This window comes from Methyloligella solikamskensis, from assembly GCF_042676065.1.
GTDB lineage: Bacteria > Pseudomonadota > Alphaproteobacteria > Rhizobiales > Methyloligellaceae > Methyloligella > Methyloligella solikamskensis.
In genome coordinates this window covers 916,871-943,526 of sequence record NZ_JBHTJO010000001.1, presented here as the reverse complement: position 1 = coordinate 943,526, position 26,656 = coordinate 916,871, and the positions used below count along the sequence as shown (strand labels likewise).

Here is a 26,656-nt window from a genome sequence, read left to right as displayed (position 1 = left end):
ATTGCAGGCAGCTATGATTCATTGGAATAAACCGATACTGCGGGTCGTCGTCATCGGCGCCATCCTTCTTGTTGTGGCGGGCGCCGCCTGGCTTTTCCTGCGCTCAGAGGGGCTGCCGGAAGGTTTCGCCAGCGGCAACGGCCGCATCGAGGCGGTGGAGATCGATATCGCCACCAAGACGCCGGGCCGGGTTGCCGAGATCCTGGTCCGCGAAGGCGACTTCATCGAGAAGGGCGAGCTCCTCGCCAAGATGGACACGGCCACCCTCGAAGCCCAGCTCCGCGAGGCGAAGGCCAATCTCCGGCGCGCCAAAATCTCCACGGAAGCTGCGAGAGCCGTCGTCACTCAGCGGAAGGCCGAACGGTCGTCCGCTGAAGCCGTCGTGGCCCAGCGCCAGGCCCAGCTCGACATCGCCGAGAAAAATCTCTCCCGCAGCACCCAGCTCGTCGAACGCAACGCCGTGCCCGTGCAGCGCCTCGACGACGACACGGCCGAGTTCCAGGCGGCAAAGGCTGCGCTCAGCGCCGCACAAGCCCAGCAGGCCGCAGCCGAAGCCGGCATCAATTCCGCCGAGTCCGACGTCGTGGCGGCGGAAGCGAATGTGGAGGCGACCCAAGCCACCATCGAGCGCATCGAAGCCGATATCGCAGACAGCAAGCTCCGCTCGCCCCGCGACGGGCGGATTCAATACCGGGTCGCGGAGCCCGGCGAGGTTCTCAATGCCGGCGGCGCGGTCCTCAACATGGTGGACCTCTCCGACGTCTACATGACCTTCTTCCTACCGACCTCCCAGGCGGGCCGGGTCGCCATGGGCGCCGAAGCGCGCATCATCCTCGATGTTGCGCCGGAATACGTCGTGCCCGCGACCATCTCCTATGTCGCCGACGTCGCCCAGTTCACGCCCAAGACGGTGGAGACAGCAGAAGAGCGCGAGAAGCTCATGTTCCGCATCAAGGCCAAGATCCCGACCGAGGTGCTGCAGAAGCATATAGATCAGGTGAAGACCGGCCTGCCGGGCATCGCCTATGTGCGCCTGGACCGGACCAAGCCCTGGCCCGAGGATCTCGAAGTGAGGATGCCGCGTGAGTGAAGCGGGATCCGCCGCCGCTCCGCCAGTGGCTCGCCTTCGGGATGTGAGCCTGCACTACAAGAGCGTCGTCGCCCTCGACCATATCAGCCTCGACATTCCCGCCGGCGGCCTGGCCGGCATCATCGGCCCGGACGGCGTCGGCAAGTCGAGCGTCCTCGCCCTGGTCTCCGGCGCCCGCAAGATCCAGTCCGGCACCGTGGAAGCGCTAGACGGCGATATGGCCAAGGCCGCCCACCGCAATGCGAGCTTCCCACGCATTGCCTACATGCCCCAAGGGCTCGGCAAGAACCTCTACGCATCGCTCTCGGTGAACGAGAATATCGACTTCTTCGGCAGCCTGTTCGGCCACACGAAAGCCGAACGGGAACGCCGTATCGACCGGCTGACCGAGGCCACGGGACTGGCCCCCTTCAAGGATCGGCTCGCCAGTCATCTCTCGGGCGGCATGAAGCAGAAGCTCGGCCTTTGCTGCGCCCTGATCCACGATCCGGACTTCCTGATCCTCGACGAGCCCACCACCGGCATTGATCCCCTGTCGCGCCGCCAGTTCTGGGAGCTTATCGACCAGATCCGGGCAAGCCGCCCCGGCATGAGCGTGCTGGTCGCCTCCACCGATCTCGACGAGGCGGCGCGCTTCGACTGGCTGGCGGCCATGGACGACGGCAAGGTGCTCGCCACCGGCACCCCGGATGAGCTTCTGAAACACACCGGCACGGAGACCCTGGAAGAAGCCTTCATCGCCATGCTGCCCGAGGAGCAGCGCCAGGGATATCAGCCCGTCGTTATTCCGCCGGCGAAGGAGGACGACGGCGATATCGCCATCGAGGCACAAGGCCTCACCAAGCGGTTCGGCGACTTCACCGCCGTCGACCATGTGAGCTTCCGTATCCGCCGGGGCGAGATCTACGGCTTCCTCGGCTCCAACGGCTGCGGCAAGACCACCACCATGAAGATGCTGACTGGGCTGCTTCCGGCCACCGAAGGCCAGGCCTTCCTGTTCGGCCACAAGCTCGACCCGCGCGATCTCGATACCCGCCGCCGAGTCGGATACATGTCCCAGGCCTTCTCGCTCTACACAGAGCTGACCGTGCGCCAGAACCTGGTGCTCCACGCCAGGCTGTTCGGCGTGCCCGAGGACGAGCGCGGCCCGCGCATTATGGAGATGGCCGAACGCTTCGGGCTCACCCAAGTGATGGATCAGCTCCCCGATGCCCTGCCCCTGGGCCACCGCCAGCGCCTGTCTCTGGCCGTCGCCATGATCCACCGGCCGGAGCTTCTCATCCTCGACGAGCCCACATCGGGCGTGGACCCCATCGCCCGGGACGATTTCTGGCGCATGCTCGCCGAGCTCTCCCGCCGCGACGGCGTGACAATCTTCATCTCCACCCACCGCATGAACGAGGCGGAGCGCTGCGACCGCATCGCCCTGATGCATGCCGGCGAAGTGCTCACAGAAGGCAAGCCGGCGGAGATCGTCGCATCGCGCAAAGCCGAGAGCTTGGAAGAGGCGTTCATCGCCTACCTGACCGAAGCCGAGGCCGCCGCCAAAGGCCCCGCCTCGGACACGACGGGGCCGCTTGTGGAGAAATCGGCGCCGGCATCTGAGCAGCGGCGGCCCACCTGGCGCCGGTTCTTCGATCCGCGCCACATGATGAGCTATGCGCGCCGCGAGGCCTTGGAGCTCGCCCGCGATCCCATCCGCCTCACCCTGGCCATCCTGGGCAGCGCCATCCTGCTCTTCGTCATGGGCTACGGCATCAGCCTCGACGTGGAAGATCTGAGCTTCGCGGTGCTCGACCGCGACCGGACCACGACGAGTGAGAGCTACGTCCTCGATATCGCGGGCTCCCGCTACTTCATCGAAAAACCGCCGATCACCAGCTACGACGATCTCGACCGGCGCATGCGCTCCGGCGATATCAGCCTGGCCATCGAGATCCCGCCCAACTTCGCGCGCGATCTGGCGCGCGGCCGCAATGTGGAGATCGGCGCCTGGATCGACGGCGCCATGCCCACCCGGGCAGAGACCATCCGCGGCTATGTGGAGGGGATGCACTCTCATTGGCTGGCGACCAAGGCGCGCGAGACCGGCGCCGGCGCCGGCTTCCAGCCCCTGGCGGAGATCGAGACGCGCTTCCGCTACAACCCCGACGTCGAGAGCTTGGTCGCCATCGTTCCCGCCGTCGTACCGCTTCTTCTGATGATGATCCCCGCCATGCTCGCCGCACTCAGTGTGGTGCGCGAAAAGGAGCTCGGCTCCATCGTCAATTTCTACGTTACGCCGACGACCAAGCTGGAATTCCTGCTCGGCAAGCAGCTCCCCTATATCGTGCTCTCCATGGCGGGCTTCGTCGTGCTCACCCTCCTCGCGGTGTTCTTCTTCGGAGTGCCCCTGAAAGGCAGCGCGCTGCTGCTGACCCTGGCCGCGCTGATCTACGTGACGGCATCCACGGCCATGGGACTGCTGATCTCGAGCTTCATGCGCAGCCAGATCGCAGCCATCTTCGGCACCGCAATCCTCACCATGCTGCCGGCGGCGAGCTTCTCTGGGATGATCGACCCCGTCTCCTCCCTGGAGGGCTTCGGACGCATGATCGGCGAGATCTACCCGACGACCTATTTCCTCACCATCGTCCGCGGCATCTTCTCCAAATCCCTCGGCTTCGGCGATCTGGACACGGCGTTCCTCGCGCTCGCCGCTTCGGTCCCAGTGCTGCTTGCGCTCAGCGCGCTGTTCCTCCGGAAACAGGAGCGCTGACCGATGCCCCTCGCCAATGTCTATTTCCTCGGGATCAAGGAGCTGCGCAGCCTGGGCCGCGATCCAGTGATGCTGATCTTCGTGCTCTACGCCTTCAGCCTCGCCATCTATGCCGCCGCCACCGCCGTGCCGGAGACCCTCAACAAGGCGCCCATCGCCATCGTCGACGAGGACCGCTCTCAGCTCTCAACGCGCATCATCAGCGCCTTCTACGAGCCCTACTTCCTGCCGCCGAAGCTGATCACCCCTGCCGAGATGGACCGGCGCATGGATGCCGGCCTCGATACTTTCGCACTGATCATCCCGCCCGATTTTCAGGAAGACGTGCTCGCCGGACACCAGCCGGAGATCCAGCTCAACGTCGATGCCACACGCATGACCCAGGCCTTCACCGGCAGCGGCTACATCTCAACCATTGTGAACGACGTGACCCGGGCCTTTGCCCAGCGCTATCGCGACATCCAGGATCTCCCTGTCGAGCTCACCTTGCGCGCCCGCTTCAACCCGTCCCTGAACGAGACGTGGTTCGGCTCCATCATGGAGCTGATCAACAACGTCACCATGCTGTCGATCATCCTGACCGGCGCGGCGCTGATCCGCGAGCGCGAGCACGGCACTATCGAACATCTTCTCGTCATGCCCCTCACCCCGCTTCAGATCATGCTGAGCAAGGTCTGGTCCATGGCGCTGGTGGTGCTGGTGGCTTGCGGGTTTGCGCTTCTCTTCATCATTCAGGGGCTGATGCGGGTGCCCATCGAGGGATCGATCACCCTCTTCCTGGTGGGCGCTGCGCTCCACCTCTTCGCCACCACCTCAATCGGCATCTTCCTCGCCACCCTGGCGCGCTCCATGCCGCAATTCGGCCTGCTGCTAATCCTGGTGCTTCTGCCGCTTGAGATGCTGTCGGGCGGGTCGACGCCACGGGAAAGCATGCCGGACGTCGTGCGCAACATCATGCTGGCCGCGCCCAACACCCATTTCGTGGCCCTTGCCCAGTCGATCCTCTATCGGGGCGCGGGCTTCTCGATCGTCTGGCCGCAATTCGCAGCCCTTCTGCTGATCGGAACCGTGTTCTTCACCCTGGCCCTGATGCGTTTCCGCAAAACCATCGGCACCATGGCGTAAGCATCTCAGGTCTTGCGCGCTCAAGGCGTGCCGATCCCGACGCCCGCTTTGAACGTGTTCTCCATCCGCTCCACGATCGGCTCGAACATCTCCTTCACCGCCGGCGAATAGGTGACCAGCATGCCGTTCAGGATCTGCCCGTCATGGGAGAGGATGTATTTGTCGTAGTAGATGGCGTTGTCCCGGTAGCCTGAAAGAACGAACCAATTGCTGCCGCTCGGCGAATAGGTCACCTCGCCATAGGCGGGCGCCGCCAGCATCGATTGGCGGATGGCGCCAAGCTTCGACCCCGTGCTGTTGTGGGACCCGAACACCGAGACCGAGGCGACACCGTTTGGCGCAACGAAGGTCTGCCCGTCGCCATTGGCCGGCGGGGGCTGGATCTCCAGGCAGTCGACAGGAAGCATCACCTCCGTGCCGAACCGGTCGTTGTGATAGGTCCGCCAGACCTGCGGGTTCTCGCAATCGGCCCGCGCGGCGCTCGTTGTCGCAATCGATATGCAGGCAAGAACCAGAGTGGCCACGCAGCCGCGGCCAAGACCGAATACGCGAAATGCGAACCAAGACATGACGCCCCCCAAACCTTGCTCCCGGCACCGAAGGCTAGCAGTCCAATCGAAGTTGTATATGGAAATATGACCCGCCATTGGGCCCAAGAGCCGGCGCTCGGATTTTCACCATACGAGCAGGAAGCTCGGCCGCGGCCCGAAAAATGGCGGATTCTTCTGGCTCGAACGGCCATGAAAAGGCGAAACCTGCCTATACCGGTTCCGCCTCCGCTGCTATCTATGCGGGCGGACAGAGTTCGAGGCTGGGCGAAAGAGCCCAGCGGGGAGTCACGCGTGCCATGCGGGGGCGCGCCGTCAACGGCGAGAGGGACGTAAACTGCATGACCGGTGAAGAACGACCACCGACTTGGATTTACCGGACGAGCAAGCCGATTCTCATCCTCGGTGAGATCCCGGCACGCTATCCCGTCATATCGCTGATCGTGCTGCTTCTCATGACCGTCGTCATGGGCATCGGCCTCAGCAAGCTGAAGACCGACGATTCACTCGATCAGTTCCTTCGCTCCGACAGCCCGGACTATCAGGTCTTCGAGCGCATGAGCGAACGCTTTCCCGCCAGCGATCTCGACATCTATCTGGCGGTCGAAGGCGACGATCTTCTCGGCGCGAAGCATCTGAACCAGCTCCGCGAGCTGAACTTCGATCTCCTCTTCGCCGACGGCGTGGAGTCGATCACCTCGATCTTCTCCCTGCGCCAGCCCTTGCCCGACGAAGGAACGCCCGCCGCGCTGATCCCGGACGAGCTCCCTGAGGACAAGGACGCGCTGGCCGAGCTGCAGCATGACATCGAGACCCATCCGCTGGCCGAAAGCCGGCTGATCTCGCCGGACACGAACGGGACCCGCCTCGCGCTCCTGGTCGTCTCCCTGCAGCACGATGAGATAACGAAACGCGGCCTGCCGACCGTCGTCGATGAAGTGCGCGAGATCGCCCAAAATTCCCAGGCTGCGAAGGACCTCAAGATCGGCCTCGCCGGCATGCCCACCATGAAGGCGGAGGTCGTGAGCGGTACGAAGAAGGACATCAGCACCTTCAATGGCGTGGGCCTGCTGGTCGGCGTCGTCGCGCTGGGCTTCTATTTCCGCCGCGTCCGCCTGGTGGTGATCGCGCTGAGCCCGGCTGTGCTCGCCATCGTCTGGTGCTTGGGGCTCTTCGGCTGGACCGGCACCATGATGAATCCGCTGCTCAATGCGGTGATGCCCCTGGTGCTGGTGGTCACCATCAACAACGCCATGCATTTCCTCTTCGGGTTATGCCGAAATCTCGACGAGGGCATGAGCAAGAAGCCGGCGATCCACCGAACCATCGTGGAGATCGGCCCGGCCTGCGCGCTGACCTCGCTCACCACATCCATCGCGCTCTTCTCGCTCGCCATGAGCAACTCGGCCCTGATCCAAAAATTCGGCATCATGGCCGGCATGTGCATCCTCGTATCCCTGCTTCTGGTGATCGCGGTGATGCCGGTTCTCGCCGCTCTCTTCCTGAAAGAGGGTCAGGCGAAATATCTGGTCGAGGAGAAAGCCAACTGGGGCGTGAAGCTGCTCGACAGCGCCTCCGCCGCGGTCAGCGCTCTGGTGCTCCGCTGGGCAACGCCCATCGCCGTGGGCGGCACGATCCTGACGATCGTTTTTGCCATCGCCTATTTCCAGCTCGAGCCACGCTATCGCCTGAGCGACATGCTGCCCGACCAGGGCACCGCGTCCCAGGTGTCCAAGCAGATCGAAAACCGGCTCGGCGGCCTTTTCCCTCTCCGCGTTGTGGTGGACTGGCCCGAGGACGAGACCGCGCAGTCGCCCGATGTGCGCCAGGTGATCGCCCAGGTGCATGGGATCATGGACGGCCATCCCAAGATCGGGAAGGTCAACTCCCTGAACGATCTGCAGCAATGGGCGGAATCGAGCGGCCTCTCGCCGGATGATGCGAGCGCCCGGCTCATGGAGATGATGCCGCCCGAGGTGGCGAGCCGCTATGTGAACCGAGAGCGCCACGCCGCCCTTGTTTCCGGCTATATCGGCGATCTGGAGGCCAAGGAAATCCTTCAGATCCGCGAGGATCTGGAACCTCAGCTTGCAGAGGTTCAGGCGGCAAATCCGGGGTTCCAGCTCAGCCTGACCGGCATCGCCAGCGTCGGCGCGACCCGCTCCACCGCAATCATCTCTCAGCTCAGCTATTCCATGCTCGGCGCCATCGCGATCGTCATCGCCGTCATCGGGCTGGCCTTCTGGTCCCTGCTCTATGCTGGACTTGCAACAATACCGAACCTATTTGCGTTGTTTGCAACGGCGACTTGGCTGGCATTTCTCCAGGGAGGGCTTGATTACGCCACGATTGTCGGGCTTACCGTTGCTTTCGGCTTGGCCGTCGACCACGCGATTCATGTGCTCAACCGGTTCGAGCTGGAAATGGAGCGCTCCGAATCCGTTGCTGTAGCGGTGGATCGCACGCTAAGATTGATTGGCACGGTTCTGATCCTGACGACTGCGGTTCTGGTCGCCGGTCTATCGATCACGCAGCTCAGCGCTGTGCCACCGACCCGTCAATTCGGCCTGATATGTCTGTCGACCCTAATCTTTGCACTGCTGGCGGACCTAATTATCCTCCCGGCACTTATTCTGGTCACGTCGCGTTATCGCATGGGCCGTAGGTTGTTATCCCCTGAACCCGAGGAAGGTTGGGCCAACACCCGCAAACCCCAAGAACGTTAGAACTCACGAGGAGATACGATGAATATGCGGAAACTGCTTCTGTTTGTGGCTCCGCTTGCCCTTGCAGTCTCGACCGTCCCGGCCTCAGCCGCCTCGGGCATCGAAGGCACCTGGAGCGGCAGCGGCACCGCCAATCCCAAAAACGGCAAGGCGGAGTCGATCCGTTGCAAGGTTACCTATCGCCGTGAAAGCCCGAAGGTTGTTGGCGTCAACGCGCTTTGCGCCACGAGCTCCAACAAGTTTCGCCAGACCGGTTCCTTGCTTCAGGTCAACGACACCCGTTATGTCGGCGACTTCCACAATTCCCAGTTCGACGTATCGGGCCGGCTCAGCGTCACCATGCGCGGCTCCAGCCAGAGCGTCAGCTTCACCAGCCCGCGCGGCACCGGCAGCATGAGCCTGCGCAAGCAGTAGTCTCGCGCAACGCCAAAGAACTGGAAACGGATTAGGCTCGGCCCCACGGCCGGGCCTATTCTCTTTTTGGGGGCGCATTCGCGGTCCCGTTCTTGATAGACCCCTTGCCAGCGGCTGCGGACGTCCGGTCCGCGATCCGCCTTTGATCTGGATTTCGAAATGACGGTGGATCTTGCCAGCGGCGAGATGATTACCCTCCTCATCGCCCTGCTTGCCGGCGGCGCGCTTACCGGCTTTCTCGCCGGCCTCCTCGGCATTGGCGGAGGCGGCATCCTCGTCCCGGTCCTGTTCGAGCTTTTCGCCATTCTGGGCACGCCCGACGAGGTCCGCATGCCCATGGTGCTCGGCACCTCCTTCGCCGTCATCGTGCCCACGGCCGTCCGCTCCTTCCTGTCCCACAGGAAACACAATGCCGTCGACCTCGACGTGCTGAAGCGCCTCGCGCCTTATGTCCTCATTGGCGTGGCTGCGGGCATCGCCCTGGTCGCCGTCGTCTCCGGCGAGGCGCTGACCTGGATCTGGATCGTCTTCAGCATGGCCGTCGGCGTGAAGATGCTGCTCGGCCGGGACGATTGGCGGGTCGCCGACAGCCTGCCCGACAACTGGATCGTCAATCTTATCGCGTTCGCCGTCGGCCTGGTCTCGACCCTGATGAGCATCGGCGGCGGCATGTTTTTCGTCACGCTCTTTGCACTCTGCGGCTGGTCCATGCAGCGGGCCGTGGCGACCTCAAGCGGCTTCGGCCCCCTCATCGCCATCCCCGGACTGCTCGGCTATATCTGGGCCGGCTGGGGCGAGCCCGGCCTGCCGCCCTACTCCCTCGGCTATGTCAGCGTGATCGCAGCCCTGGTGATCATTCCGGTGAGCGTCGCCGCCGCGCCCCTCGGCGTGCGGCTGGCCCATGGCATCTCCCGCCGCAAGCTGGAGCTCGCCTTCGCGATCTTCCTCATTGCGGTCTCAATCAGGCTGCTAGTGTCGGCTGTTCAATAGACCTGAGGGCCCGCGGAAGTCGGCCCGAACCGGCCCTCAATGAACGTTAACGCAAAGAAGAGCTTTCGCGCCGTGTGATATAATCCGCGGTGTACAACCCCATAGGTCCCGGGTCTGGACCCTCGGAGGGGCTTTGATGACGAGCTTGGTGCAAGCCAAAAATCCGCGGATTTCCCCACGAAGGATCGCCCAACGGTCCCGGAGTGGGCTGGTTTCGCTCGACCAGGTGTCCCTGCCCCGCTGGGAGCATCTCGCCGAAAGCGCCGCCGATCCGAACGGCTTCAGCGATCCAGCATTCCTGCTCCCCGTCTGCCGCCATATGCTGTCACCGGGGGCCTGCAAGGTCCTGCAGAACCACAGTCCGGATGGCGCGCTGGCCGGGCTCATCCCCTTCCGGACCGCCTATCACGCCCTGAAGCTTCCCATTCCCGCCGCCATTGGGCTTTTCCCATACGTGACCCTGGGGACCCCGCTGCTCGCCGGCGACGATATCGAGAAGACCGTTGCCGGCCTGATCGACGCGGCGGCCGACCAGGGCATCGCCGCCATCGGCCTGCCCATGGTGGCCCTGGACGGTCCCGCCGCGCAGGCGATCGAGAAGGTGCTCTCCGAGCGCGGTCTCCAGGCCCAGGCCATCAATGTCCACGAACGGGCGGCTCTCGAAGTTCCGGAAGATCCGGAAAGCTATTTGCGCGACGGGCTCGGCAGCAAAAAGCTGAAAGAGCTTCGCCGTCAGAACAACCGTCTTGGGGATATGGGCCCGGCGGACTGGACCGTCTCCCGCTCCGAGCCGGAAATCCTTGCAGCGCTGGGCCGCTTCCTCACCCTGGAGGCCAATGGCTGGAAGGGCGAGAAGGGATCGAGCCTCGCCCAAGACCAGGCCGACCGCGCCTTCGTTACAGATGCCGCCCGCAATCTCGCCGCCCGCCGCGCCATCGAGATCGTCGAGCTGACCTCTAACGGAAACGCCATCGCTTCCGGCATCGTGATCCGATCGGGCCGTAGTGCGCTCTACTTCAAGACCGCCTATAATGAAGCCTTCTCACGCTACTCCCCGGGCGTACAGCTCACGGTCTTCCTGACCCGGCACCTGTCGGAACAGGGAGAAGTCGACTATGTCGACTCCACCGCCGCTCCCGGTCATCCGATGATCGACCATGTCTGGCGCGAGCGCCGGCGCGTCGGCGACATGCTCATCCCCACCCGCAAAGGCGCGCTGCCCCAGCTCTGCATTGCAGCCATCAAGAGCCGCGCCGCCCTTCGCGCCAGGGTCAAGACTGCCTATCTAAAGTTTGTCGACGGCGGGCTCATTACGCCCCGCAAGAGAAAGAAAACGACATGACCGACGTGCTCACCGCCGAACGCGCCGCGTTCGAGACGCTCTTCCCCAAAAAGCCGTTCCGGATCACCCATAATCTGGAGAACGATCCGCGGCTTACGCTCGATGCGATCCTGGAGCTCGTGAAGGCGCTGCCGGGCGATCACATCGAATACAATTCCGGCCAGGCCAATATCAGCCAGGACCCCGACGCCACGCCCCTGGTGGATCTGCCGCCGGAAGAGATCATCAAGCGGGTCGAGAGCGCCGGCGCCTGGATGGTGTTGAAGAAGATCGAGGCGCATCCGGCCTATAAGCAGCTTCTGGAGGACGCGCTCCTCTCCGTCGCCCATGCCCAAGGCCATGACAGCCTGAAAGAGGCCGGCTTCTCCAACGTGGAAGGCTTCCTCTTCGTCTCCTCGCCCCATTCGACCACGCCGTTCCATATCGACAGCGAGGACAATTTCTTCGTCCAGATCCACGGCGACAAGCTGTTCAGCATTTTCGACAACGAAGACCGGTCGCTCGCCAACGAGGACCAGATCGAGCACTGCATCACCAAGCACCGGAATGTCGCCTATAACGACAATTTCGATGCCCGCGCCATGCACAACGATCTGAAGCCCGGCGAAGGCGTCTTCGTGCCCTATCTCTGGCCCCACTACGTGAAGACCAAGGATAGCTATTCTATCTCCGTCGCCATCACCTGGAAGACCAAGGAGACCAAGCGGCGGAACCAGCTCTATATCGCCAACGCCATGCTGCGCGACCGGGGCTTTCCCCAGGCCGCGCCGGGCGTTCATCCGAGCTGGGATGCCGCCAAGGTGGCCTTCATCGCCACCGCCTCGGCCGTCGCTTCGCCGCTGCGCAAATCCGAGGAACTGCGGAAGTTCTTCCGCAAGATCGCGCTGGGCAAGAACGCGAACTACTACTATCGCGGCCAGAAGAACGAGGAAGGCCTCGCCAACTAGGCCACGCGTCGTTCAGCAAGAACCTGCAAATAAAAAGGGCGCGGCCGGATGGACGCGCCCTTTTCATATTCAGATCCTGTCCTGAGACCTACTCCCAGCGCTTTCCCTCGCAAGGCGCCGTGATGATCTCCGCCCCGTCCTCATGGACGATGATGTTCTCTTCGAAATTGGCCGCGCCGACGCCCGGACGCCCAACGAGGGCTTCCACCGCAAGCGTCATGTTCGGCTCCACCACCGTGTCTTCGTCTTCCATGATCCACGGCCCGTCGATGCCGAGCCCGATGGAATGGCCGAAGCAGGGGAACAGGCTGCTGAACGCGTTGCTTTCGTCGGCCGAGGTCTTGTGATTGGCGAAGCCGTTATCGTCGAGCCACTTCTCGCCGCGCCGGTAGAGATCGGCAAAGGTCGTCTCGCCCGGCTTGATGCCGTCGATGATGTGATGGATCACGGCCATGCTGCCTTCCAGCAGCTCGCGCTGTCCGTCACTCGGCTTGCCGCCGACGACCGTCGAACGGGCGAAGTCGGTGTAGTAGCCGTCCACCGGGCCCCACTGATCGCAATGGACCAGATCGCCGGTCTCCATGGGCCGCGTCACGTTCCAGTGGGGAATGCCGGAGCTGCCCATATAGTTGATGGCGAAAGGGCCGCTGGCGATGGCGATATCCTGCTGGGTGCCGCCATTGGCAGCCAGCACCTTCAGGCCTTCACCCACAGCATCGCCTTCCGTATTGCCTTCGGCGATGGCCGACATGGTGGCGTCCATCCACTTCACGCCCACGCCAGCCGCATGGCGGATCAGCTCGATCTCGCCCGGGCTTTTGATCAGGCGCATGCGCTCGAACATGTCGTCGGCCGGGACGAAATCCAGCTTGTGGTTGCCGGCCCGCTCTTCCATCCGGCGCCAGGCGCTCATCAGGAAGGACATGCCGCCGACCAGACCGATCTTGCGGTCGATCAGATCCATCTCGCGCAAGGCATCGACGGTCGAGACCGTGATATCGGGCACGGCTCGCACGTCCTTCACCTTGATCCGGTCTTCCGGGTCGTCGAGATAGTCAGTGATCAGCACCGGCTCGCCGCCGTCGACGGGAAGGATCAGCGCGCCGTGGCCGCGGCTCGCCCAGCTCTTGCGGTCCGGCACCGCCGGGAACAGCGAGTTGAAGTTCGTCAGGTAATAGAGGTCTCCGTAGGCCTCCACCGTATGGCCGCTGCGCGACCAGATCAGGAGCGCATCGAGCCCGCGCTCCTTGGCCAGGCGCTTCGCGGTCTCGCGGCGTTGGGCGAATTCTTCATCGCTGATTTGAGGTCCGGGCATAGGGGACTCCTTCGTTACTGTTGAAAAGTGGGCGGCGCGGGAAACGGGCCGCGCAGGGCTTCGATGCCGCCGGCGATGGCGAGCAGGCGCTCGTCCGTGTGCGCTGGCCCGGCGATTTGCATGCCGATGGGCAGGCCGGCTTGCGTCAGCCCGATGGGCAGCGAAAGCACCGGCAGGCTGGAGACCATGTTGAAGGGATGGGTCATGTCGAAGGCGCGGAATTTGCCCTCGGCCGTATCCTTCTCGTATTCGGCCTCCGGCGCATCCACCGGCGGCGCCTCCACCGCATTTGTCGGGCAGAGCAGCGCGTCGCAAGATTCGAAGATCTCGCCGAGCTGCAGGCTCATCTCCGTGCGCAAGCGATCCACCGCCATGTACTCCGTAGCCGACAGCGCGCGGCCATCGCGGATGCATTCGGCAAGCGCCGGATCCAACTGGGCGAGCTGCTCTTCAGTCTGGCCGGTTGGAAAGAGCGAGAGCAGCTGGTTCCACTGCTTCAGCCACTCGTCATAGACGGCGCGCGTCCACCCCAAGGAGACCTCGACGATCTCCGCACCGTTCGCGGCGATCTGCTCTGCGGTACGGTGCATGGCGTCCGCCACATCCTGCTGCACATCGCAATAGCCGAGATCGACGGAAAGCGCGAAGCGCAGGCCTTTCACAGGGACCGGCACGGTTTCGGCCAGCTGGAACGGGGTTCGCTGAGAAAGAAGATCGCCGGGATGCTGCCCCGCCGTGGCGGCGACGAACAACGCCGCATCCTCCACACAGGACGCCAGCGGCCCGAAATGGGAGATGGTGTTCAGCCCGTTGGGCAGGATGGTCATCGGGATCCGCCCCAGGCTAGGCTTGAAGCCAACGATGCCAGAAGCCCCCGCCGGGATGCGCACCGAGCCGCCCATATCCGTACCCTCGCCGAGCGGCACCACGCCGGTCGCAACCGACACCGCCGAGCCGCCGGACGACCCGCCGGGCGTGCGCTCAGGATCCCAGGGATTGCGCGTGAAGCCATAACGCTTCGAGCGGGTGAAGCTGGAGAAGGCGAACTCCGCCGTGGTCGTCTTGCCGATGACGATAGCGCCCTGAGACTTAAGCCGTTCGACCACCACCGCATCGTGATCGGTCAGACCGTCGCCAGTCGTGAGCGACCCCATGGTGGTGGGATGGCCCTTGGTGGGCGTCATGTCCTTGATGACGAGGGGCACACCGTGCAGTAGGCAGGGCGTCTCTCCCGGTCCTTCGGCATCGAGCGCGCGAGCCGTTTCCAGCGCCTCGTCCTCCAGGAGGATCGTGAAGGGATTGAGCTCAGGCTGGACAGCCTTGGCACGCGCGATCGCGCCCGCGACCACGGCCTCGCACGTCGTATCGCCGGAAAGCACCGCCTCCCGGATGTCGCGAGCGCTTCTATAGCTCATGGGATTAAGATCGATTGATGCACGCGACCATACAACGGTGACAAACGTCACCACGCGGCACCTCAGCGGTTCAAATAGGGGCCAATGCCGCGCCCCCTTATGGCTTCAGCCCATCTGCACTAGGATGGCCGCCCCGCAACGGAAAAGCGGCTGACAGGAGAGCAAATATGCCCCTGCTGCAGGAGCGGTTGCGGGATATCGACCGGCGCGAAGGGCCGGACAAGAAGAACGGCGAGACTCAAGACGCCGGGCGCGCTTCCGTGCCGCCGGGCCTCGACCCGCTGTTCGAAAGCCTCGCCGGCGTGGCGGGTGCCGTCGGCAGCTCGCATTTCTACGAGGCCGCCGCGGACTGTGTGACCCGCGCGCTTCACTCCGACCGCGCCCTGGTCATCCGCTACGCGAAGTTTTCCAAACCCGAATTCCTGGTCAACACCTCCATGACCGACGAGGCGGTGGAGAACTATCTCGCCCGCTACTACCGCATCGACCCGCTGCTGCGCATGGTGCGCACAGGCGTGGAGCAGAACGTGCTGACCTTCGACCAGCTCCGCCAGAGCGGCGCCGACACCCTCTATTACGAGGGCATGTATCAGACGGCCGAGATCCTCGACGAACTGGTGATCCTGCTGCCCACCACCGGCGGCATCTGGACCGCGATCTGCGTCGACCGCGCGGACACATTGTTCAGTCCCCGCGAGATCGCGACTGCGGCGCAGCTCTTCCCGCTGCTAAACAATCTCCACGCGCTCCATGTGGATCGCTGCGTGTTCGGTTGGCGCGGCGGCTATCTCGACGACAGCCAGATCGCCTTCATGATGATCGACACCCAAGGCCAGATCGCCTTCCGCAACGCGCTTTGGGAAAGCCGCGTCAGCAAGGCGCGCGAGAAGGAGATCCGCGCGCTGTCAGGCGACCGGGCGGAGGGCTTCGAAGCGCTTGAGGACGATCTCATCGTCCATTGGGAGACCCTGGATCAGCAGAATGCCGTCGCACCCGGCGGCCGCGCCTATCTCCTGGAAGAAGCCTCGCCGAGCTACGTGGACCTGTCGGAAACCGAGCTGGTCGAGCAATTCGCCAACCGCCATGCTCTCACGCCGCGGGAGACGGAAATCGTCGGCTATATCCTGAAAGGCGTGCCCCCGGCCCTCATCGCCGAGACCATGGGGCTCACCGCCGGCACCATCCGCAACCACAAGCACCGGCTCTACTACAAGCTCGACATCACCACCGAGCGCGAGCTGTTCTGCATGTTCTTCGAGCTGATCATCGCCAACCGCTAGGCGGTCTCTAGCCCATCAGCACAATCATGTGCCCGTCAGGATCGCGAACCGCGGCGGCGCGTCCGCCGGACTTGAGCTGCGCGATCTCAGGCGACACGAAGGTCGTGCGAGCCCTTCTTAAATGTTCGACAAGTCCATCGAGATCGTCGACGGCATAGACCTGCCGCGCCGATGCAACGTCGTTCGCCTGCACCAGCTGCTTCCCGTGCGGGGACGGCGGCAGGCGATAAAGCAGCAGCTCCAGGTGGGGCGTCTTCTGCTCAGCTGGCGCCAGCGCGACGACATCGACCTCACAGCCCTTCAGCCCGTCGAGATGATCCTGCTCCGGGCCCCGGTTCAGGGACTGGCCGACCTTCTCTAGACCGAGTAGCCCTTCATAAAAGGCGAGGCTCTTTTCGAGATCCGTCACCGCGATGGCCGTGTGATCGTAACCGCGGATGCCCGCCCCGCCCATTTGCCAGCGCGGATCGCCGACACCGTCGGGAAACGAGATCAGCTCCAGCGGATGACCCTCAGGGTCGCGGAACTTGAAGGCTGTGACGCTGCCCGTGTTCGGCGGCAGCACGACCGGCGGGCCCTCGGTGATCGTCTCCGGCGAAGCCTTCTCCAGCGTGGTCCAGACGGTCTCGATATCGCCGGCCACGAGCGCCAGATGCTCGAACCACGGATCGTTGGAGGCGTGTGCTGGCGGATAGTCGCGGCCCGGCGGATCGAATGAGACGAGCTTGATGGTCTCCGAGCCGAGCGAGACATCGACCCCGTGGGCATAGCTCCCGTCGGGCAGGCCAAGCAGCGTTGTCCAGGCCGGATCGTTCAAAGGCTGCTGGGTGCCGACCTCCAGCCCCAGCGCGTGCGAATAGAAGGCAGCCGTTTGCGCGAGATCCGAAACGGTGATGCTGACCCTGATGAGCTTGGTGACTGGCATGAAGGAGAGACTCTAATCAAACGCGCCGGGCTGCGCCGCTTTCCACTTGTCTCCAAGCTGCACCAGCATCAGCCGGCAGGCCTTGTTCCCCACCGTGCCCGAGCGATGGCCCGCGTGACCGTCCGCATCCGGTTTCGTGTTCTGGTCAGCGCCGAACATCACCTCACCCGGCCCCATCTCAACCCGCATCCCGTCCATGGTCTCCACGAACCAGCTCCCCTGCAGCACCACGATCCATTGCGGCTTCGGGTTCTCGTGCCAGTCGCCAACCCAGCCCACGGGCAGCTCGCAAACCATGAGGTGACATTCGCCCGTCAGAATATCGTCGTTCCACTGGGGCGCGGCCTTGCCGCCCATGCTCTTCTTGGCGAAGTCGGTCAGAGCGCAGCGCTTCTGGTGGCTGACGCCCTCGTCGTCGGTCCAGACATGCCAGTAATAAAGCTCCGGCGCCTTCTCACTCATAAGCCTCTCCTACGCTACGCCAGCATGCTCCCCAGGAGCTGGGTCAGCTCGTTGAGGTCGCCTTCCGCTTCGCGGATGAAGCCGCTCTGATACATCACGTAGATCAACCCGCCGACGATGGCGAAGTTCTTGAAGAAGTCCCAAACATGTGGATGGCCCGCCGTGTCCGCCGCCCAGAAGCGCGGATAGGCCCAAAAATTGTGATAGATGAGCGCCGTGACCACGCAGTAGCCGGCCAGCACGAAGGCCGCGATGCCGTCATAGAAATGGAAGACGATCATCGGCGGGGTCAGCAGCTCCACGAACATCGCCAGCACCAGCAGCACCGGCCCGCCCGGCAGCCAGCCGGAGTTGGCCTGCTTCACCGCCGCATCCCAGTTGATGATCTTGTCGAGAAAGCTGAACGGGAAAATCCATACGATGAAGATGCGCGCCAAAGTCGGCAGCACATCGTTGATCAGAGCATCCATCGTTCCCCCTCCTAAGATTTCAATGCTTCGCGGCAACTCGTCCGGCGTCTGGTCACTGGACCATCATGCGCCAGTCGAGATCGAACATGATCCAGAGGCTGCCGCCCACCATGATGCACATGAGCACGATGGCGAAGGCCATGACGACCAGGTTCTCCGTCGGCGTGGAATCGAAGCCGATATGCAGAAAGAAGCGCAGGTGAACCAGGATCTGCGCCACGGCGAAGAACGCGATAACGATCAGGGTCGTGCTGTTCTGCAGGAAGTCGAAATAGACGACGCCGAAGGGCACGGCAGTCAGGATCAGCGCAAGCGCAAGGCCGAAGAGATAGGGCGCGGCGCTCCGTTCGTTGGGTAGACCAGATGCATCCATTAGAGCAGCCCCGGCAGATAGACGATGGAGAAGATGGCGACCCAGATGATGTCGAGGAAATGCCAAAAGAGCCCTAGCCTGTAGAGCCGCGAGAGCACGGGCACGGTTAGCCCCTTCATCCAGACTTGGCCCAGCATGACGAAGATCCAGACGAGGCCGACGCTGACATGGATCCCATGGGTGCCGACAAGCGTGAAGAAGGCGGACAGGAAACCGCTCCGCTGCGGACCCGCGCCCTCAGCGATCATGCCGCGGAACTCACCGAACTCCAGGAAGATGAAGCCCAGCCCCAGCGCCGCCGTCACTACGAGCCACATGACGACCCGCTCCCGGTCGGCCCGGGCCGCGGCGATGCTCGCCATGCCGAAGGTCGTTGAGCTGACCAGCAGCAGGAAGGTCTCCGCCGAGGCGCGGCCCAGGCTGAAGACGTCCTTCGCCTCCGGTCCGCCGGCCGTGTTCCCGAACATCACCAGATAGGTCATGAAGAGCAGCGCGAAGATGATCGCGTCGCTCATCAGATAAATCCAGAAGCCGAACGCCTTCTCTTCCGTCTCCGGCGATCCGCCCGGATGGACCAGGGTTGCGTCTGTTGCCGTAGCCGTGCTCATCGCGCCCCCTCCGGTAAAGCTCCAGGATCGCCTGCGTAGCCCGGATCGTCGGCCATCTCGTTTCTGGGCGCCTTGGCAAGCTCTTCATAGCGCCGGTCCTCGATGGCCTGCACCGTGCTCGCCGGCATTGTGAAATCCGGATCGTCATCGAAGGACCGCACGATGATCAGCGCACCGATAAAGGCGAAGCTCGCGATCGCCAGCCACCAGATCCACCAGACCATGGCGAAGCCGAAGACGAAGGCCGTGCCGCCGATCATAAGCGGGATCAGCGTGTTCTTCGGCATTGTGATCGGCTTGTACGAAGCTGGCTTCTCATAGGCGACGCCGCGCTCTTTCATGTCCCAGAACGCATCGATCGCCTGCACCTTCGGCAGCACCGCGAAGTTGTAGGGCGCCGGCGGCGAAGAGGTCTGCCATTCCAGGCTACGTGCGTTCCAGGGATCGCCGGTCAGGTCCAAGGCGGATCGGCGGTCGCGCACGCTCACCCAAAGCTGCACGCCGAGGCAGACGATGCCGAGGAAGATGATGAAGGCGCCGATGGCCGCCACGATCAGATGCGGCTGCCAGGAGGCAATGTCGTAGTGCTCCATGCGCCGCGGCATGCCCATCAGCCCCAGCACGTAGAGCGGCATGAAGGCGAGATAGAACCCGATGATCCAGCACCAGAACGACGCCGCCCCCCACCATTCGTTGAGCTTGAAGCCGAACGCCTTGGGGAACCAGAACATGTAGCCGGCGAGATAGCCGAACAGCACGCCAGGGATGATCATGTTGTGGAAATGGGCGATCAGGAACGTCGTGTTGTGCATCAGATAGTCGACCGGCGGCATGGCGAGCAGCACGCCGGACAGGCCACCGATAACGAAGGTGACCAGGAAACCGAGCGTATAGAGCATCGGCGGTTTGAAGATCAGCCGGCCCCGGAACATGGTCAGCAGCCAGTCGAACACCTTCACGCCCGTGGGCACCGCGATGATCGTGGTCATGATCCCGAAGAAGGAATTGACCGTCTCGCTCGACCCCATGGTGAAGAAGTGATGCAGCCAGACCGTGAAGGACAGGATGCCGATCGCCATTGTCGCCAGCACCAGCGAGATGTAGCCGAACAGCCGCTTCTGGCTGAACACCGCGACCACCTCGGAGAACACACCGAATGCCGGCAGGATGAGGATGTAGACCTCCGGATGCCCCCACAACCAGAACAGGTTGATGTAGTTCATCATGTTGCCGCCGTCGCCATTCGTGAAGAAATGGAAGTCCAGCGTGCGGTCCAGCGCCAGCATTACGCAGGCGACGGTGAGGGCGGGAAACGCGAAGATCATCAGGACGGCGGCGACGAACACCGTCCAGGTGAAGAGCGGCAGCCGAAACATGGTCATGCCCGGCGCGCGGCGCTTCAGGATCGTGACCAGGAAATTGATGCCGCTCATGGTCGAGCCGACACCAGAGACCAGCACCGCCCAGAGCCAGTAATCGACGCCGACGCCCGGCGTATATTCGGACCCCGAGTAAGGCGGATAGCCGGTCCAGCCGGCGGTGGAGAACTTGCCGATCACGAGTGAGATCAGCACCAGCCCGGCACCCGCCGCCGTCAACCAAAGGCTCACCGCGTTCATGAAGGGAAAAGCGACGTCCCGCGAGCCGATCTGCTGGGGCATCACGAAATTGATCAGTCCTGACAGGAACGGCATTGCCATGAAGAAAATCATGATCGTGCCGTGGGACGAGAAGATCTGGTCAAAATGGCTCGGCGGCAGATAACCATCACTGTTGAAGGCGATGGCCTGCTGGGAGCGCATCATGGCGGCGTCGATGAAGCCGCGCATCAGCATCACCAGGGCGACCACCACATACATGATGCCGATCTTCTTGTGATCGAGGCTGGTGAGCCATTCGCCGAACAGGGTCTTCCAAGCACCGAGATAGGTGACCAGCGCCACCACCGACAGCCCGCCGAGCACGGTGACGCCCGCCCCGGAAGCGGCGATCGCGCTGTAGAAGGGCAGCGAGTCGATGGTGAGCCTGCCGAAGAAATCCACCGCGTCCCCCTCCTATTCGGCCCTGCTGCCGGTCTCGCCGCCAGGCACTTGGGAAGCCCGGGCAAGCTCCGGCGTCGTGCACTGCATGGCGTAACCGTGGGCGTTGCCCTTGGTGTATTTGTAGATGATCGAGTCGAAGAGCCCCGGCGTGACGCCCGAATAATAGGTCACCGGCACTTTCGAGCTGGGCTTGGCAAGCGCCTCGTAGGTCGACTTATCCAGCGTCTTGCCGGCATCCTTCGCCTTCTGGACCCACTTCTCGAAATCCTCATCCGACACCGAGATCGCGTGGAACTGCTGGTCCGCGAAGCCGTAGCCCGAGTACTGCACGTTTCGGCCCCAATACTCGCCGTTCTCGTCGGCCAGCAGGTGCAGCTTCGTCTGCATCCCCGCCATGGCGTAGATCTGCCCGCCCAGGGCCGGAATGACGAAGGAGTTCATCACCGTGTCGGAGGTGATCTTAAGAGACAGCGGCTTGCCCGTCGGGAAGACGAGCTCATTCACCACCGCGATATTCTGCTCCGGATAGATGAAGAGCCACTTCCAGTCCTGGGCCACCACCTGGACCTCAAGAGGCTCCACGCCCTTGTCGATCGGATCATAGGGGTCGAGCTTGTGGGTCGTGTCCCACAGATGGAAGCCGAGCCAAATGATGATCGCCGCCGGCGCGCCCCAGACCAGAACCTCGACAGGCCAGTAATAGACGAAGCCGGGGTCGTAGCGCGCTTTGCGGTTGGTGCCGCGATAGCGCCAGATGAACAGCGCGGCCATGACAAAGACCGGCACGATCACGATCATCATGATGAAGAAGGCGTCGAACAGAAGCTGGCGCTCGGTCATCGAGATCGGACCTTTCGGATTCAGGTCCGGGCTCGAGAACATGCCGCAGCCGCCGCACAGCAGAGCCACGCTCAAGACGACGGCTAGGGTCGGCAGTCGATGGGCTAGCGTTCGCACGATCAAGCCTAGCGGTTCGAGTGAGCAGTTTGGCGCTCGCATTCAGCTACAAGGTGTAGCGTGATTCTTTTTCGTTGCGCGAGTGTGTAGCGGAACAGCGTTTATAATCTTCGAACGCCCGATGCGGTAATGAGACGAGAATCATGAGATGAGTCGAAGCGATCCATCTCCTGCTTCTTCCGATTACACCCTTCGTGAGGCTCAGAAGCGTGACTGAATCTTCATCCTCGGCCCCGGAAGCGACGATCGCCTTTCGTGACGAATTCCAAGACGTTATCGGCAAGGATTTCCGGCGCGACCTTCTGATCGAGACCAATGCCCACGAAGGTCCGGTCTATATCGCCAAAGAGCACGCGCTCTATTTCACTACCGTTCCCGAGGAGGGGCCGAAGAAGACCCCAAAGAAAATCGCCATCAAGCGGCTGAAGCTGGAGGGCGAGGAATTTCCGTTCAGCCCCGGCAAGCTCACCACCATCCAGTTTCCCTCCAACATGGCGAACGGCATGACCCTGGACCGGGACGGCAATCTCGTCATCTGCGAGCAGGGCCATGGCGAAACGCCGGCCCGCATAAGCCGCATGGATATGGAGACCGGCAAGATCGATACGGTGGTCGATGAATGGCGTGGCCTGCGCTTCAACTCGCCCAACGACGTGGTGGTGAAGAGCGATCGCACAATCTGGTTCACCGATCCGAATTACGGCGAGATCCAGGGCTTCAAGGGAAAGCCGGAGGTCGGCGCATACGTCTATCGCCACGATCCGAAGACAGGCGAGACGGCGGTGGTCGCCGATAGCTTCAACAAGCCCAATGGCCTCGCCTTCTCGACCGATGAGAGCGTCCTCTACATCACCGATACCGGCGCCAATCAGGAGCCGGGCACCTACTTTCCCGGCCTGCCCCATCACGTGAAGGCCTATGATGTGAAGGACGGGCGCTATCTCCAGAACGAACGCCTCTTCGCCGTGGTGAGCCCCGGCGTGCCCGACGGCATCAAGCTCGACACTGAAGGCCGCGTCTACACATCGTCTGGCACCGGCGTGCAGGTGTTTACGCCAGACGGCGATCTGATCGGCGAGATCGCGGCGCCCGGCGTCGCCAATTTCACCTTCGGCGGACCGGACAACGACACCCTTTTCATCTGCTGCGATAAGCTGATCTGGCAGGCGAAGCTCAGGAGTCGCGGCGCCATCGTCATGTGACCTTGAACGTGCAAGCTGTAACGGCGGTGGTGACTCAATCTAAAGATTACTGTGCTTGGTGGTGCGTGAGATGAGGAGCGGCGAACACCGCGCCTGAAAAACAAAAGCGACGGCGCAACGAGAGGCTGGGATGCTTGCGCGAAGCTACGGGACCATGCCGGACGGCACGCCGGTCGAACTGTTCTCCTTGGGGAGAGCGCCCGGCCTCGTCGCCCATGTCATCACCTATGGCGGCACCATCGTGGGGCTGGACGTGCCGGACCGCGACGGCGTCGACGGCAACGTCGTGCTGAACCTTGCTTCGCTTTCCGACTACGTGGCGCAGGAGGCCTATCTCTGTGCATTGGTCGGCCGCTACGCCAATCGCATTGGCGGCGCGGCCTTCACATTGGACGGCACCGAATACCACCTCTCCGACAACGACAATGGCGACTGCCTCCACGGCGGGCGCGTCGGTTTCAACAGGTGCGTCTGGCAAGTGGTCGAATGGAAGGATGCGCCGGAACCGCGCCTGACCCTCCGCCATGTCAGCCCCGACGGCGACCAGGGCTTCCCCGGCACGCTCCGGACCGAGGTGACCTACACGGTGACCGGCGGCGACACGCTTGCCATCGACTTCCGCGCCGAGACGGACCGGCCGACCGTGCTCAACCTCATCAACCACACCTATTTCAATCTGTCCGGCCCCGGCAGTGGTGACGTTCTCGATCACGAGGTGACGATCGCCGCCGACCGCTTCACACCCATCGACGCGGACGAGATCCCGACCGGCGAGCTGCGCGACGTCGCGGGCACGCCCTTCGACTTCCGCACCCCGCACACAATCGGCGCATGCATCGATGACGACGATCCGCAGCTGAAATACGCTTCTGGCTACGACCACAATTTCGTTCTCGCCGACACACCGCGCCGGACGCCGCAATTCGCAGCGCGCTGCTTCGATCCGAGATCCGGCCGCGTGCTGGAAGTCCACACGACACAGCCTGGGCTGCAGCTCTATTCGGGCAATCATCTCGACGGGTCCCTGAAAGCCCCAGGCGGCGCGGCATACGGCCCCCGCACAGCCGTCTGTTTCGAGACCCAGCATTTTCCGGATTCGCCGAACCGGCCGGACTTCCCGTCGACGGTCCTGCGGCCCGGTCAGAACTTCGCAAGTCGCACGGAGTATCGCTTCGCCACCGCCTGATGCGGCCCAGCGAAGCCCCATCAAGAGATTAGAGCCGATAGGAGATATTGGGATGTCATTGGAGAAGAAGGTCGCCATCGTCACCGGCGGCAATAGCGGTATCGGCAAGGCCATCGTCTGCGCGCTTGCCCGCCAGGGCGCCAGCGTCGTCATCGACTGGGTCGCGAACGAGCAGGCCACCGAAGAGCTCGAGAAGGAGATCGTCAGCTACGGCGAGCAGGCCACAGGTGTCGAGGCCGACGTCAGCAAGATCGCCGATCTCCAGAAGCTCGTCGACACGGCGGTGGAGAAGTACGGACGCCTCGACATCATGGTCAACAATGCCGGCGTCGAGACCCGCACCTCTATCCTCGATACCACCGAGGACCAGTACGAGAAGGTGATGGAGATCGACATGAAGAGCGCCTTCTTCGGCACCCAGCTCGCCGCCAATCAGATGATCAAGCAGGGCGGCGGCGGCCGCGTCATCAATATCACCTCGGTGCATGAGGATTGGCCCATGCCCGGCAACACGGCCTACTGCGTGGCCAAAGGCGGCATGCGCATGCTGACCCGCACCGCTGGCGTGGAGCTCGGGCCCCACGGCATCCAGGTGGTCGGCGTCGGCCCGGGCGCGGTGGAGACCCCGATCAACACCTCGACCATGGACAATCCCGAACTGCTCAAGAAGCTCGACGCCGCGATTCCGCTGGGCCGCATGGCCAAGCCGGAAGAGATCGCCAATGTCGTCGCCTTCCTCGCCGGCGACGGCGCCACCTATCTCACCGCCACGACGATCTTCGCCGATGGCGGCATCATGCAGGGCAGCGTCGGGCTTTAGCGCATGATCCCGAAAAGTGGGCACCGGTTTTCGGGCAAGGTCATGCGCCAAATAGACTAATCGCTATCCCGCATCGCACGGTTGGGATCGGAACTGGGACGCATCATGGCAAAGCACTACGACGTCATCATCATCGGATCGGGCGCCGGCGGCGGTACGCTCGCCCGCCACCTCGCCCCGTCGGGCAAGAGCATCCTGATCCTGGAACGGGGCGACTGGCTCCCCCGGGAGGCCGGCAACTGGGACCCGGCCGTGGTGTTCGAGGACAACCGCTACATCACCGAAGACACCTGGTACGACCGGGACGGCAAAGCCTTCCAGCCCCAAGTGCATTACTTCGTCGGCGGCGCCACCAAGATGTACGGCGCGGCACTCTATCGCCTGCGCGAGCGTGACTTCCAGGAGGTGCAGCATTACGACGGCATCTCGCCCGCCTGGCCGATCCAGTATGGGGAGCTGGAGCCTTATTACGGCAAAGCCGAGGCCATGTATTTCGTCCATGGGGAGCGCGGCACCGACCCGACCGAGCCGCCGGCGAGCGGGCCCTACCCCTACCCGCCCGTCTCGTCAGAGCCGCGCATCGAGCAGATCTTCGAAGACATGCAGAAGGCCGGTTACAAGCCGTTCCCCGCGCCCTGCGCGATCCAGCTGAACGAGGCCAACATGGCCTACAGCAACTGCATCCGCTGCAGGACCTGTGATGGTTATCCCTGTCTGGTGCACGCGAAGTCCGATGCCGAAGTCTGCGCCGTGCGGCCCGCCGTGGAGTTTGATAACGTCACCCTTCAGCGCAACGCCCATGTCTCGAAGCTGGAGACCGACGCGTCAGGCAAGACCGTGACCACGATCCACGCGGAGGTCGACGGCGAGCCCCAGACCTTCAAGAGCGATATCGTGGTGGTGTCCTGCGGCGCGGCCAACAGCGCGAAATTGCTCTTGATGTCGGCCAACGATGCGCACCCCAACGGTCTCGCCAACGGCTCCGACCAGGTCGGCCGCAACTACATGTATCACAACAGCCAGGCGGTCTTGGCCTTCTCGCTCCAGCCCAACCCGACCATGTTCCAGAAGACCCTCGCCCTAAACGACTTCTATTTCGGCATGGAAGGCTTCGAATATCCCGTCGGCAACATCCAGATGATGGGCAAGTCCCAAGGCCCGATGTATCGCGCCCAGTCACCCATCCTCACCGCACCGCTCCCCCTGCAGGGGCTTCAGGACATCGCCATGCATGCGGTGGATTTCTGGCTCACCACCGAAGACCTGCCCGACCCGGACAACCGCGTGACTGTCGACAGAGAGGGCAAGATGACCCTGAGCTACACGCCCAACAATCAGGTCCCGCGCCAGAAGCTCTACGACAAGCTGAAATCCATGCTCGGCTCCATCGGCATGCATCCGGATCACCTGATCCCGCACCACTATTATATGAAGACCGACATCCCCATCGCCGGCTGCGCCCACCAGGCGGGCACCTGCCGTTTCGGCACCGATCCGAAATCCTCCGTGCTCGATACCAACAACAAGGCCCACGAGCTGGACAATCTCTACGTCGTCGACACCAGCTTCTTCTGCTCCATCGGCGCGGTGAACCCGTCCCTGACGGCCATCGCCAACGCCATGCGCGTCGGCGATCACCTCATGGAGCGGATGGGGTAGGG

General features: G+C 63.2%; 23 protein-coding genes. 13 read left to right on the top strand and 10 right to left on the bottom strand.

The genetic code is table 11. The features are described 5' to 3' along the window. The first annotated feature begins 13 nt into the window (after window positions 1–13). The 3 genes from ACFQ2F_RS04530 to ACFQ2F_RS04520 are packed head-to-tail and all read left to right on the top strand — an operon-like array spanning window position 14 to window position 4,973. Window positions 14–1,090: an HlyD family secretion protein gene (locus ACFQ2F_RS04530; protein ID WP_379086338.1), complete on the top strand. Its 1,077-nt coding sequence runs from the start codon at window positions 14–16 to the stop codon at window positions 1,088–1,090. Beyond that, complete coding sequence (gene rbbA / locus ACFQ2F_RS04525; RefSeq protein WP_379086335.1) at window positions 1,083–3,848, top strand: ribosome-associated ATPase/putative transporter RbbA; 2,766 nt, start codon at window positions 1,083–1,085, stop codon at window positions 3,846–3,848. The genes ACFQ2F_RS04530 and rbbA overlap by 8 nt, the downstream gene beginning before the upstream one ends. 3 nt (window positions 3,849–3,851) lie before the next feature. Then, the gene (locus ACFQ2F_RS04520; protein ID WP_379086332.1) at window positions 3,852–4,973 is read left to right on the top strand and encodes an ABC transporter permease; all 1,122 of its coding nucleotides are present in this window, start codon (window positions 3,852–3,854) and stop codon (window positions 4,971–4,973) included. A gap of 20 nt (window positions 4,974–4,993) precedes the next feature. On the opposite strand, the gene ACFQ2F_RS04515 is transcribed toward ACFQ2F_RS04520, so the two are convergent. Continuing rightward, window positions 4,994–5,542 carry a hypothetical protein gene (locus ACFQ2F_RS04515; RefSeq protein ID WP_379086329.1) on the bottom strand — a complete coding sequence of 183 codons (549 nt, stop codon included), beginning with the start codon at window positions 5,540–5,542 and terminating at the stop codon, window positions 4,994–4,996. Window positions 5,543–5,862: 320 nt separating this feature from the next. Between ACFQ2F_RS04515 and ACFQ2F_RS04510 the strand changes: the two genes are divergently transcribed. The 5 genes from ACFQ2F_RS04510 (at window position 5,863) to ACFQ2F_RS04490 (ending at window position 11,940) form a co-directional block, all read left to right on the top strand. Beyond that, the gene (locus tag ACFQ2F_RS04510; protein WP_379086326.1) at window positions 5,863–8,247 is read left to right on the top strand and encodes an efflux RND transporter permease subunit; all 2,385 of its coding nucleotides are present in this window, start codon (window positions 5,863–5,865) and stop codon (window positions 8,245–8,247) included. Window positions 8,248–8,265: 18 nt separating this feature from the next. Next, window positions 8,266–8,661: a hypothetical protein gene (locus ACFQ2F_RS04505; protein WP_379086323.1), complete on the top strand. Its 396-nt coding sequence runs from the start codon at window positions 8,266–8,268 to the stop codon at window positions 8,659–8,661. 159 nt (window positions 8,662–8,820) lie between these two features. After that, window positions 8,821–9,651: a sulfite exporter TauE/SafE family protein gene (locus ACFQ2F_RS04500; RefSeq protein ID WP_379086320.1), complete on the top strand. Its 831-nt coding sequence runs from the start codon at window positions 8,821–8,823 to the stop codon at window positions 9,649–9,651. A 136-nt stretch (window positions 9,652–9,787) separates the two neighbouring features. Then, complete coding sequence (locus ACFQ2F_RS04495) at window positions 9,788–10,993, top strand: GNAT family N-acetyltransferase (protein WP_379086317.1); 1,206 nt, start codon at window positions 9,788–9,790, stop codon at window positions 10,991–10,993. Next, window positions 10,990–11,940 (top strand): cupin-like domain-containing protein, encoded by a 951-nt coding sequence (locus ACFQ2F_RS04490; RefSeq protein ID WP_379086314.1) that lies wholly within the window; start codon window positions 10,990–10,992, stop codon window positions 11,938–11,940. Before ACFQ2F_RS04495 ends, ACFQ2F_RS04490 begins: the two co-directional genes overlap by 4 nt. An 88-nt stretch (window positions 11,941–12,028) precedes the next feature. On the opposite strand, the gene ACFQ2F_RS04485 is transcribed toward ACFQ2F_RS04490, so the two are convergent. Then, window positions 12,029–13,255: a M24 family metallopeptidase gene (locus tag ACFQ2F_RS04485; RefSeq protein WP_379086311.1), complete on the bottom strand. Its 1,227-nt coding sequence runs from the start codon at window positions 13,253–13,255 to the stop codon at window positions 12,029–12,031. A 14-nt stretch (window positions 13,256–13,269) separates the two neighbouring features. Then, window positions 13,270–14,670 (bottom strand): amidase, encoded by a 1,401-nt coding sequence (locus ACFQ2F_RS04480; protein WP_379086308.1) that lies wholly within the window; start codon window positions 14,668–14,670, stop codon window positions 13,270–13,272. 167 nt (window positions 14,671–14,837) lie between these two features. On the opposite strand from ACFQ2F_RS04480, the gene ACFQ2F_RS04475 reads away from it, so the two are divergent. Beyond that, window positions 14,838–15,950: a helix-turn-helix transcriptional regulator gene (locus tag ACFQ2F_RS04475; RefSeq protein WP_379086305.1), complete on the top strand. Its 1,113-nt coding sequence runs from the start codon at window positions 14,838–14,840 to the stop codon at window positions 15,948–15,950. A gap of 7 nt (window positions 15,951–15,957) precedes the next feature. Here ACFQ2F_RS04475 and ACFQ2F_RS04470 read toward each other — a convergent pair whose 3' ends face one another. From ACFQ2F_RS04470 to cyoA, 7 genes are read right to left on the bottom strand one after another with little or no spacing between them, the layout of a single operon-like run. Further along, a complete protein-coding gene (locus ACFQ2F_RS04470) occupies window positions 15,958–16,875 on the bottom strand; it encodes a VOC family protein (RefSeq protein WP_379086302.1) in 918 nt (305 codons plus the stop codon). Between the two features lie 12 nt (window positions 16,876–16,887). Further along, window positions 16,888–17,337 (bottom strand): cupin domain-containing protein, encoded by a 450-nt coding sequence (locus ACFQ2F_RS04465; RefSeq protein ID WP_379086299.1) that lies wholly within the window; start codon window positions 17,335–17,337, stop codon window positions 16,888–16,890. 14 nt (window positions 17,338–17,351) lie between these two features. Then, a complete protein-coding gene (locus tag ACFQ2F_RS04460) occupies window positions 17,352–17,807 on the bottom strand; it encodes a DoxX family protein (protein ID WP_379086296.1) in 456 nt (151 codons plus the stop codon). Window positions 17,808–17,859: 52 nt separating this feature from the next. Continuing rightward, the gene (gene cyoD, locus ACFQ2F_RS04455; RefSeq protein WP_379086293.1) at window positions 17,860–18,180 is read right to left on the bottom strand and encodes a cytochrome o ubiquinol oxidase subunit IV; all 321 of its coding nucleotides are present in this window, start codon (window positions 18,178–18,180) and stop codon (window positions 17,860–17,862) included. Further along, window positions 18,180–18,788, bottom strand: coding sequence for a cytochrome o ubiquinol oxidase subunit III (gene cyoC / locus ACFQ2F_RS04450; RefSeq protein WP_379086290.1), 609 nt, complete (start codon window positions 18,786–18,788; stop codon window positions 18,180–18,182). The genes cyoD and cyoC overlap by 1 nt, the downstream gene beginning before the upstream one ends. Then, window positions 18,785–20,830 carry a cbb3-type cytochrome c oxidase subunit I gene (locus ACFQ2F_RS04445; RefSeq protein WP_379086287.1) on the bottom strand — a complete coding sequence of 682 codons (2,046 nt, stop codon included), beginning with the start codon at window positions 20,828–20,830 and terminating at the stop codon, window positions 18,785–18,787. The genes cyoC and ACFQ2F_RS04445 overlap by 4 nt, the downstream gene beginning before the upstream one ends. A 12-nt stretch (window positions 20,831–20,842) precedes the next feature. Further along, window positions 20,843–21,787 carry a ubiquinol oxidase subunit II gene (gene cyoA / locus ACFQ2F_RS04440; RefSeq protein WP_379086284.1) on the bottom strand — a complete coding sequence of 315 codons (945 nt, stop codon included), beginning with the start codon at window positions 21,785–21,787 and terminating at the stop codon, window positions 20,843–20,845. A 209-nt stretch (window positions 21,788–21,996) separates the two neighbouring features. Here cyoA and ACFQ2F_RS04435 point away from each other — a divergent pair, with 209 nt between their 5' ends. The 4 genes from ACFQ2F_RS04435 (at window position 21,997) to ACFQ2F_RS04420 (ending at window position 26,654) form a co-directional block, all read left to right on the top strand. Further along, entirely contained in the window at window positions 21,997–22,989 is a 993-nt protein-coding gene (locus ACFQ2F_RS04435; RefSeq protein ID WP_379086281.1) for an SMP-30/gluconolactonase/LRE family protein, read from the top strand. Between the two features lie 130 nt (window positions 22,990–23,119). After that, the gene (locus ACFQ2F_RS04430) at window positions 23,120–24,175 is read left to right on the top strand and encodes an aldose epimerase family protein (protein ID WP_379086278.1); all 1,056 of its coding nucleotides are present in this window, start codon (window positions 23,120–23,122) and stop codon (window positions 24,173–24,175) included. Window positions 24,176–24,227: 52 nt separating this feature from the next. After that, on the top strand, window positions 24,228–24,995 hold the full coding sequence (locus ACFQ2F_RS04425; protein ID WP_379086275.1) for an SDR family NAD(P)-dependent oxidoreductase: 768 nt from the start codon (window positions 24,228–24,230) through the stop codon (window positions 24,993–24,995). A gap of 105 nt (window positions 24,996–25,100) precedes the next feature. After that, the gene (locus tag ACFQ2F_RS04420) at window positions 25,101–26,654 is read left to right on the top strand and encodes a GMC oxidoreductase (RefSeq protein WP_379086272.1); all 1,554 of its coding nucleotides are present in this window, start codon (window positions 25,101–25,103) and stop codon (window positions 26,652–26,654) included. Window positions 26,655–26,656: the final 2 nt, after the last annotated feature.

Coding starts and splice junctions, on each gene's coding strand:
- ACFQ2F_RS04425 (WP_379086275.1), top strand. CDS start 24,228: ATGTCATTGGAGAAGAAGGTCGCCATCGTCACCGGCGGCAATAGCGGT.
- ACFQ2F_RS04505 (WP_379086323.1), top strand. CDS start 8,266: ATGAATATGCGGAAACTGCTTCTGTTTGTGGCTCCGCTTGCCCTTGCA.
- ACFQ2F_RS04475 (WP_379086305.1), top strand. CDS start 14,838: ATGCCCCTGCTGCAGGAGCGGTTGCGGGATATCGACCGGCGCGAAGGG.
- cyoD (WP_379086293.1), bottom strand. CDS start 18,180: ATGGATGCATCTGGTCTACCCAACGAACGGAGCGCCGCGCCCTATCTC.
- ACFQ2F_RS04510 (WP_379086326.1), top strand. CDS start 5,863: ATGACCGGTGAAGAACGACCACCGACTTGGATTTACCGGACGAGCAAG.
- ACFQ2F_RS04485 (WP_379086311.1), bottom strand. CDS start 13,255: ATGCCCGGACCTCAAATCAGCGATGAAGAATTCGCCCAACGCCGCGAG.
- ACFQ2F_RS04420 (WP_379086272.1), top strand. CDS start 25,101: ATGGCAAAGCACTACGACGTCATCATCATCGGATCGGGCGCCGGCGGC.
- ACFQ2F_RS04500 (WP_379086320.1), top strand. CDS start 8,821: ATGACGGTGGATCTTGCCAGCGGCGAGATGATTACCCTCCTCATCGCC.
- ACFQ2F_RS04470 (WP_379086302.1), bottom strand. CDS start 16,875: ATGCCAGTCACCAAGCTCATCAGGGTCAGCATCACCGTTTCGGATCTC.
- ACFQ2F_RS04480 (WP_379086308.1), bottom strand. CDS start 14,670: ATGAGCTATAGAAGCGCTCGCGACATCCGGGAGGCGGTGCTTTCCGGC.
- ACFQ2F_RS04520 (WP_379086332.1), top strand. CDS start 3,852: ATGCCCCTCGCCAATGTCTATTTCCTCGGGATCAAGGAGCTGCGCAGC.
- ACFQ2F_RS04530 (WP_379086338.1), top strand. CDS start 14: ATGATTCATTGGAATAAACCGATACTGCGGGTCGTCGTCATCGGCGCC.
- ACFQ2F_RS04515 (WP_379086329.1), bottom strand. CDS start 5,542: ATGTCTTGGTTCGCATTTCGCGTATTCGGTCTTGGCCGCGGCTGCGTG.
- ACFQ2F_RS04490 (WP_379086314.1), top strand. CDS start 10,990: ATGACCGACGTGCTCACCGCCGAACGCGCCGCGTTCGAGACGCTCTTC.
- ACFQ2F_RS04495 (WP_379086317.1), top strand. CDS start 9,788: ATGACGAGCTTGGTGCAAGCCAAAAATCCGCGGATTTCCCCACGAAGG.
- ACFQ2F_RS04465 (WP_379086299.1), bottom strand. CDS start 17,337: ATGAGTGAGAAGGCGCCGGAGCTTTATTACTGGCATGTCTGGACCGAC.
- cyoC (WP_379086290.1), bottom strand. CDS start 18,788: ATGAGCACGGCTACGGCAACAGACGCAACCCTGGTCCATCCGGGCGGA.
- ACFQ2F_RS04430 (WP_379086278.1), top strand. CDS start 23,120: ATGCTTGCGCGAAGCTACGGGACCATGCCGGACGGCACGCCGGTCGAA.
- ACFQ2F_RS04460 (WP_379086296.1), bottom strand. CDS start 17,807: ATGGATGCTCTGATCAACGATGTGCTGCCGACTTTGGCGCGCATCTTC.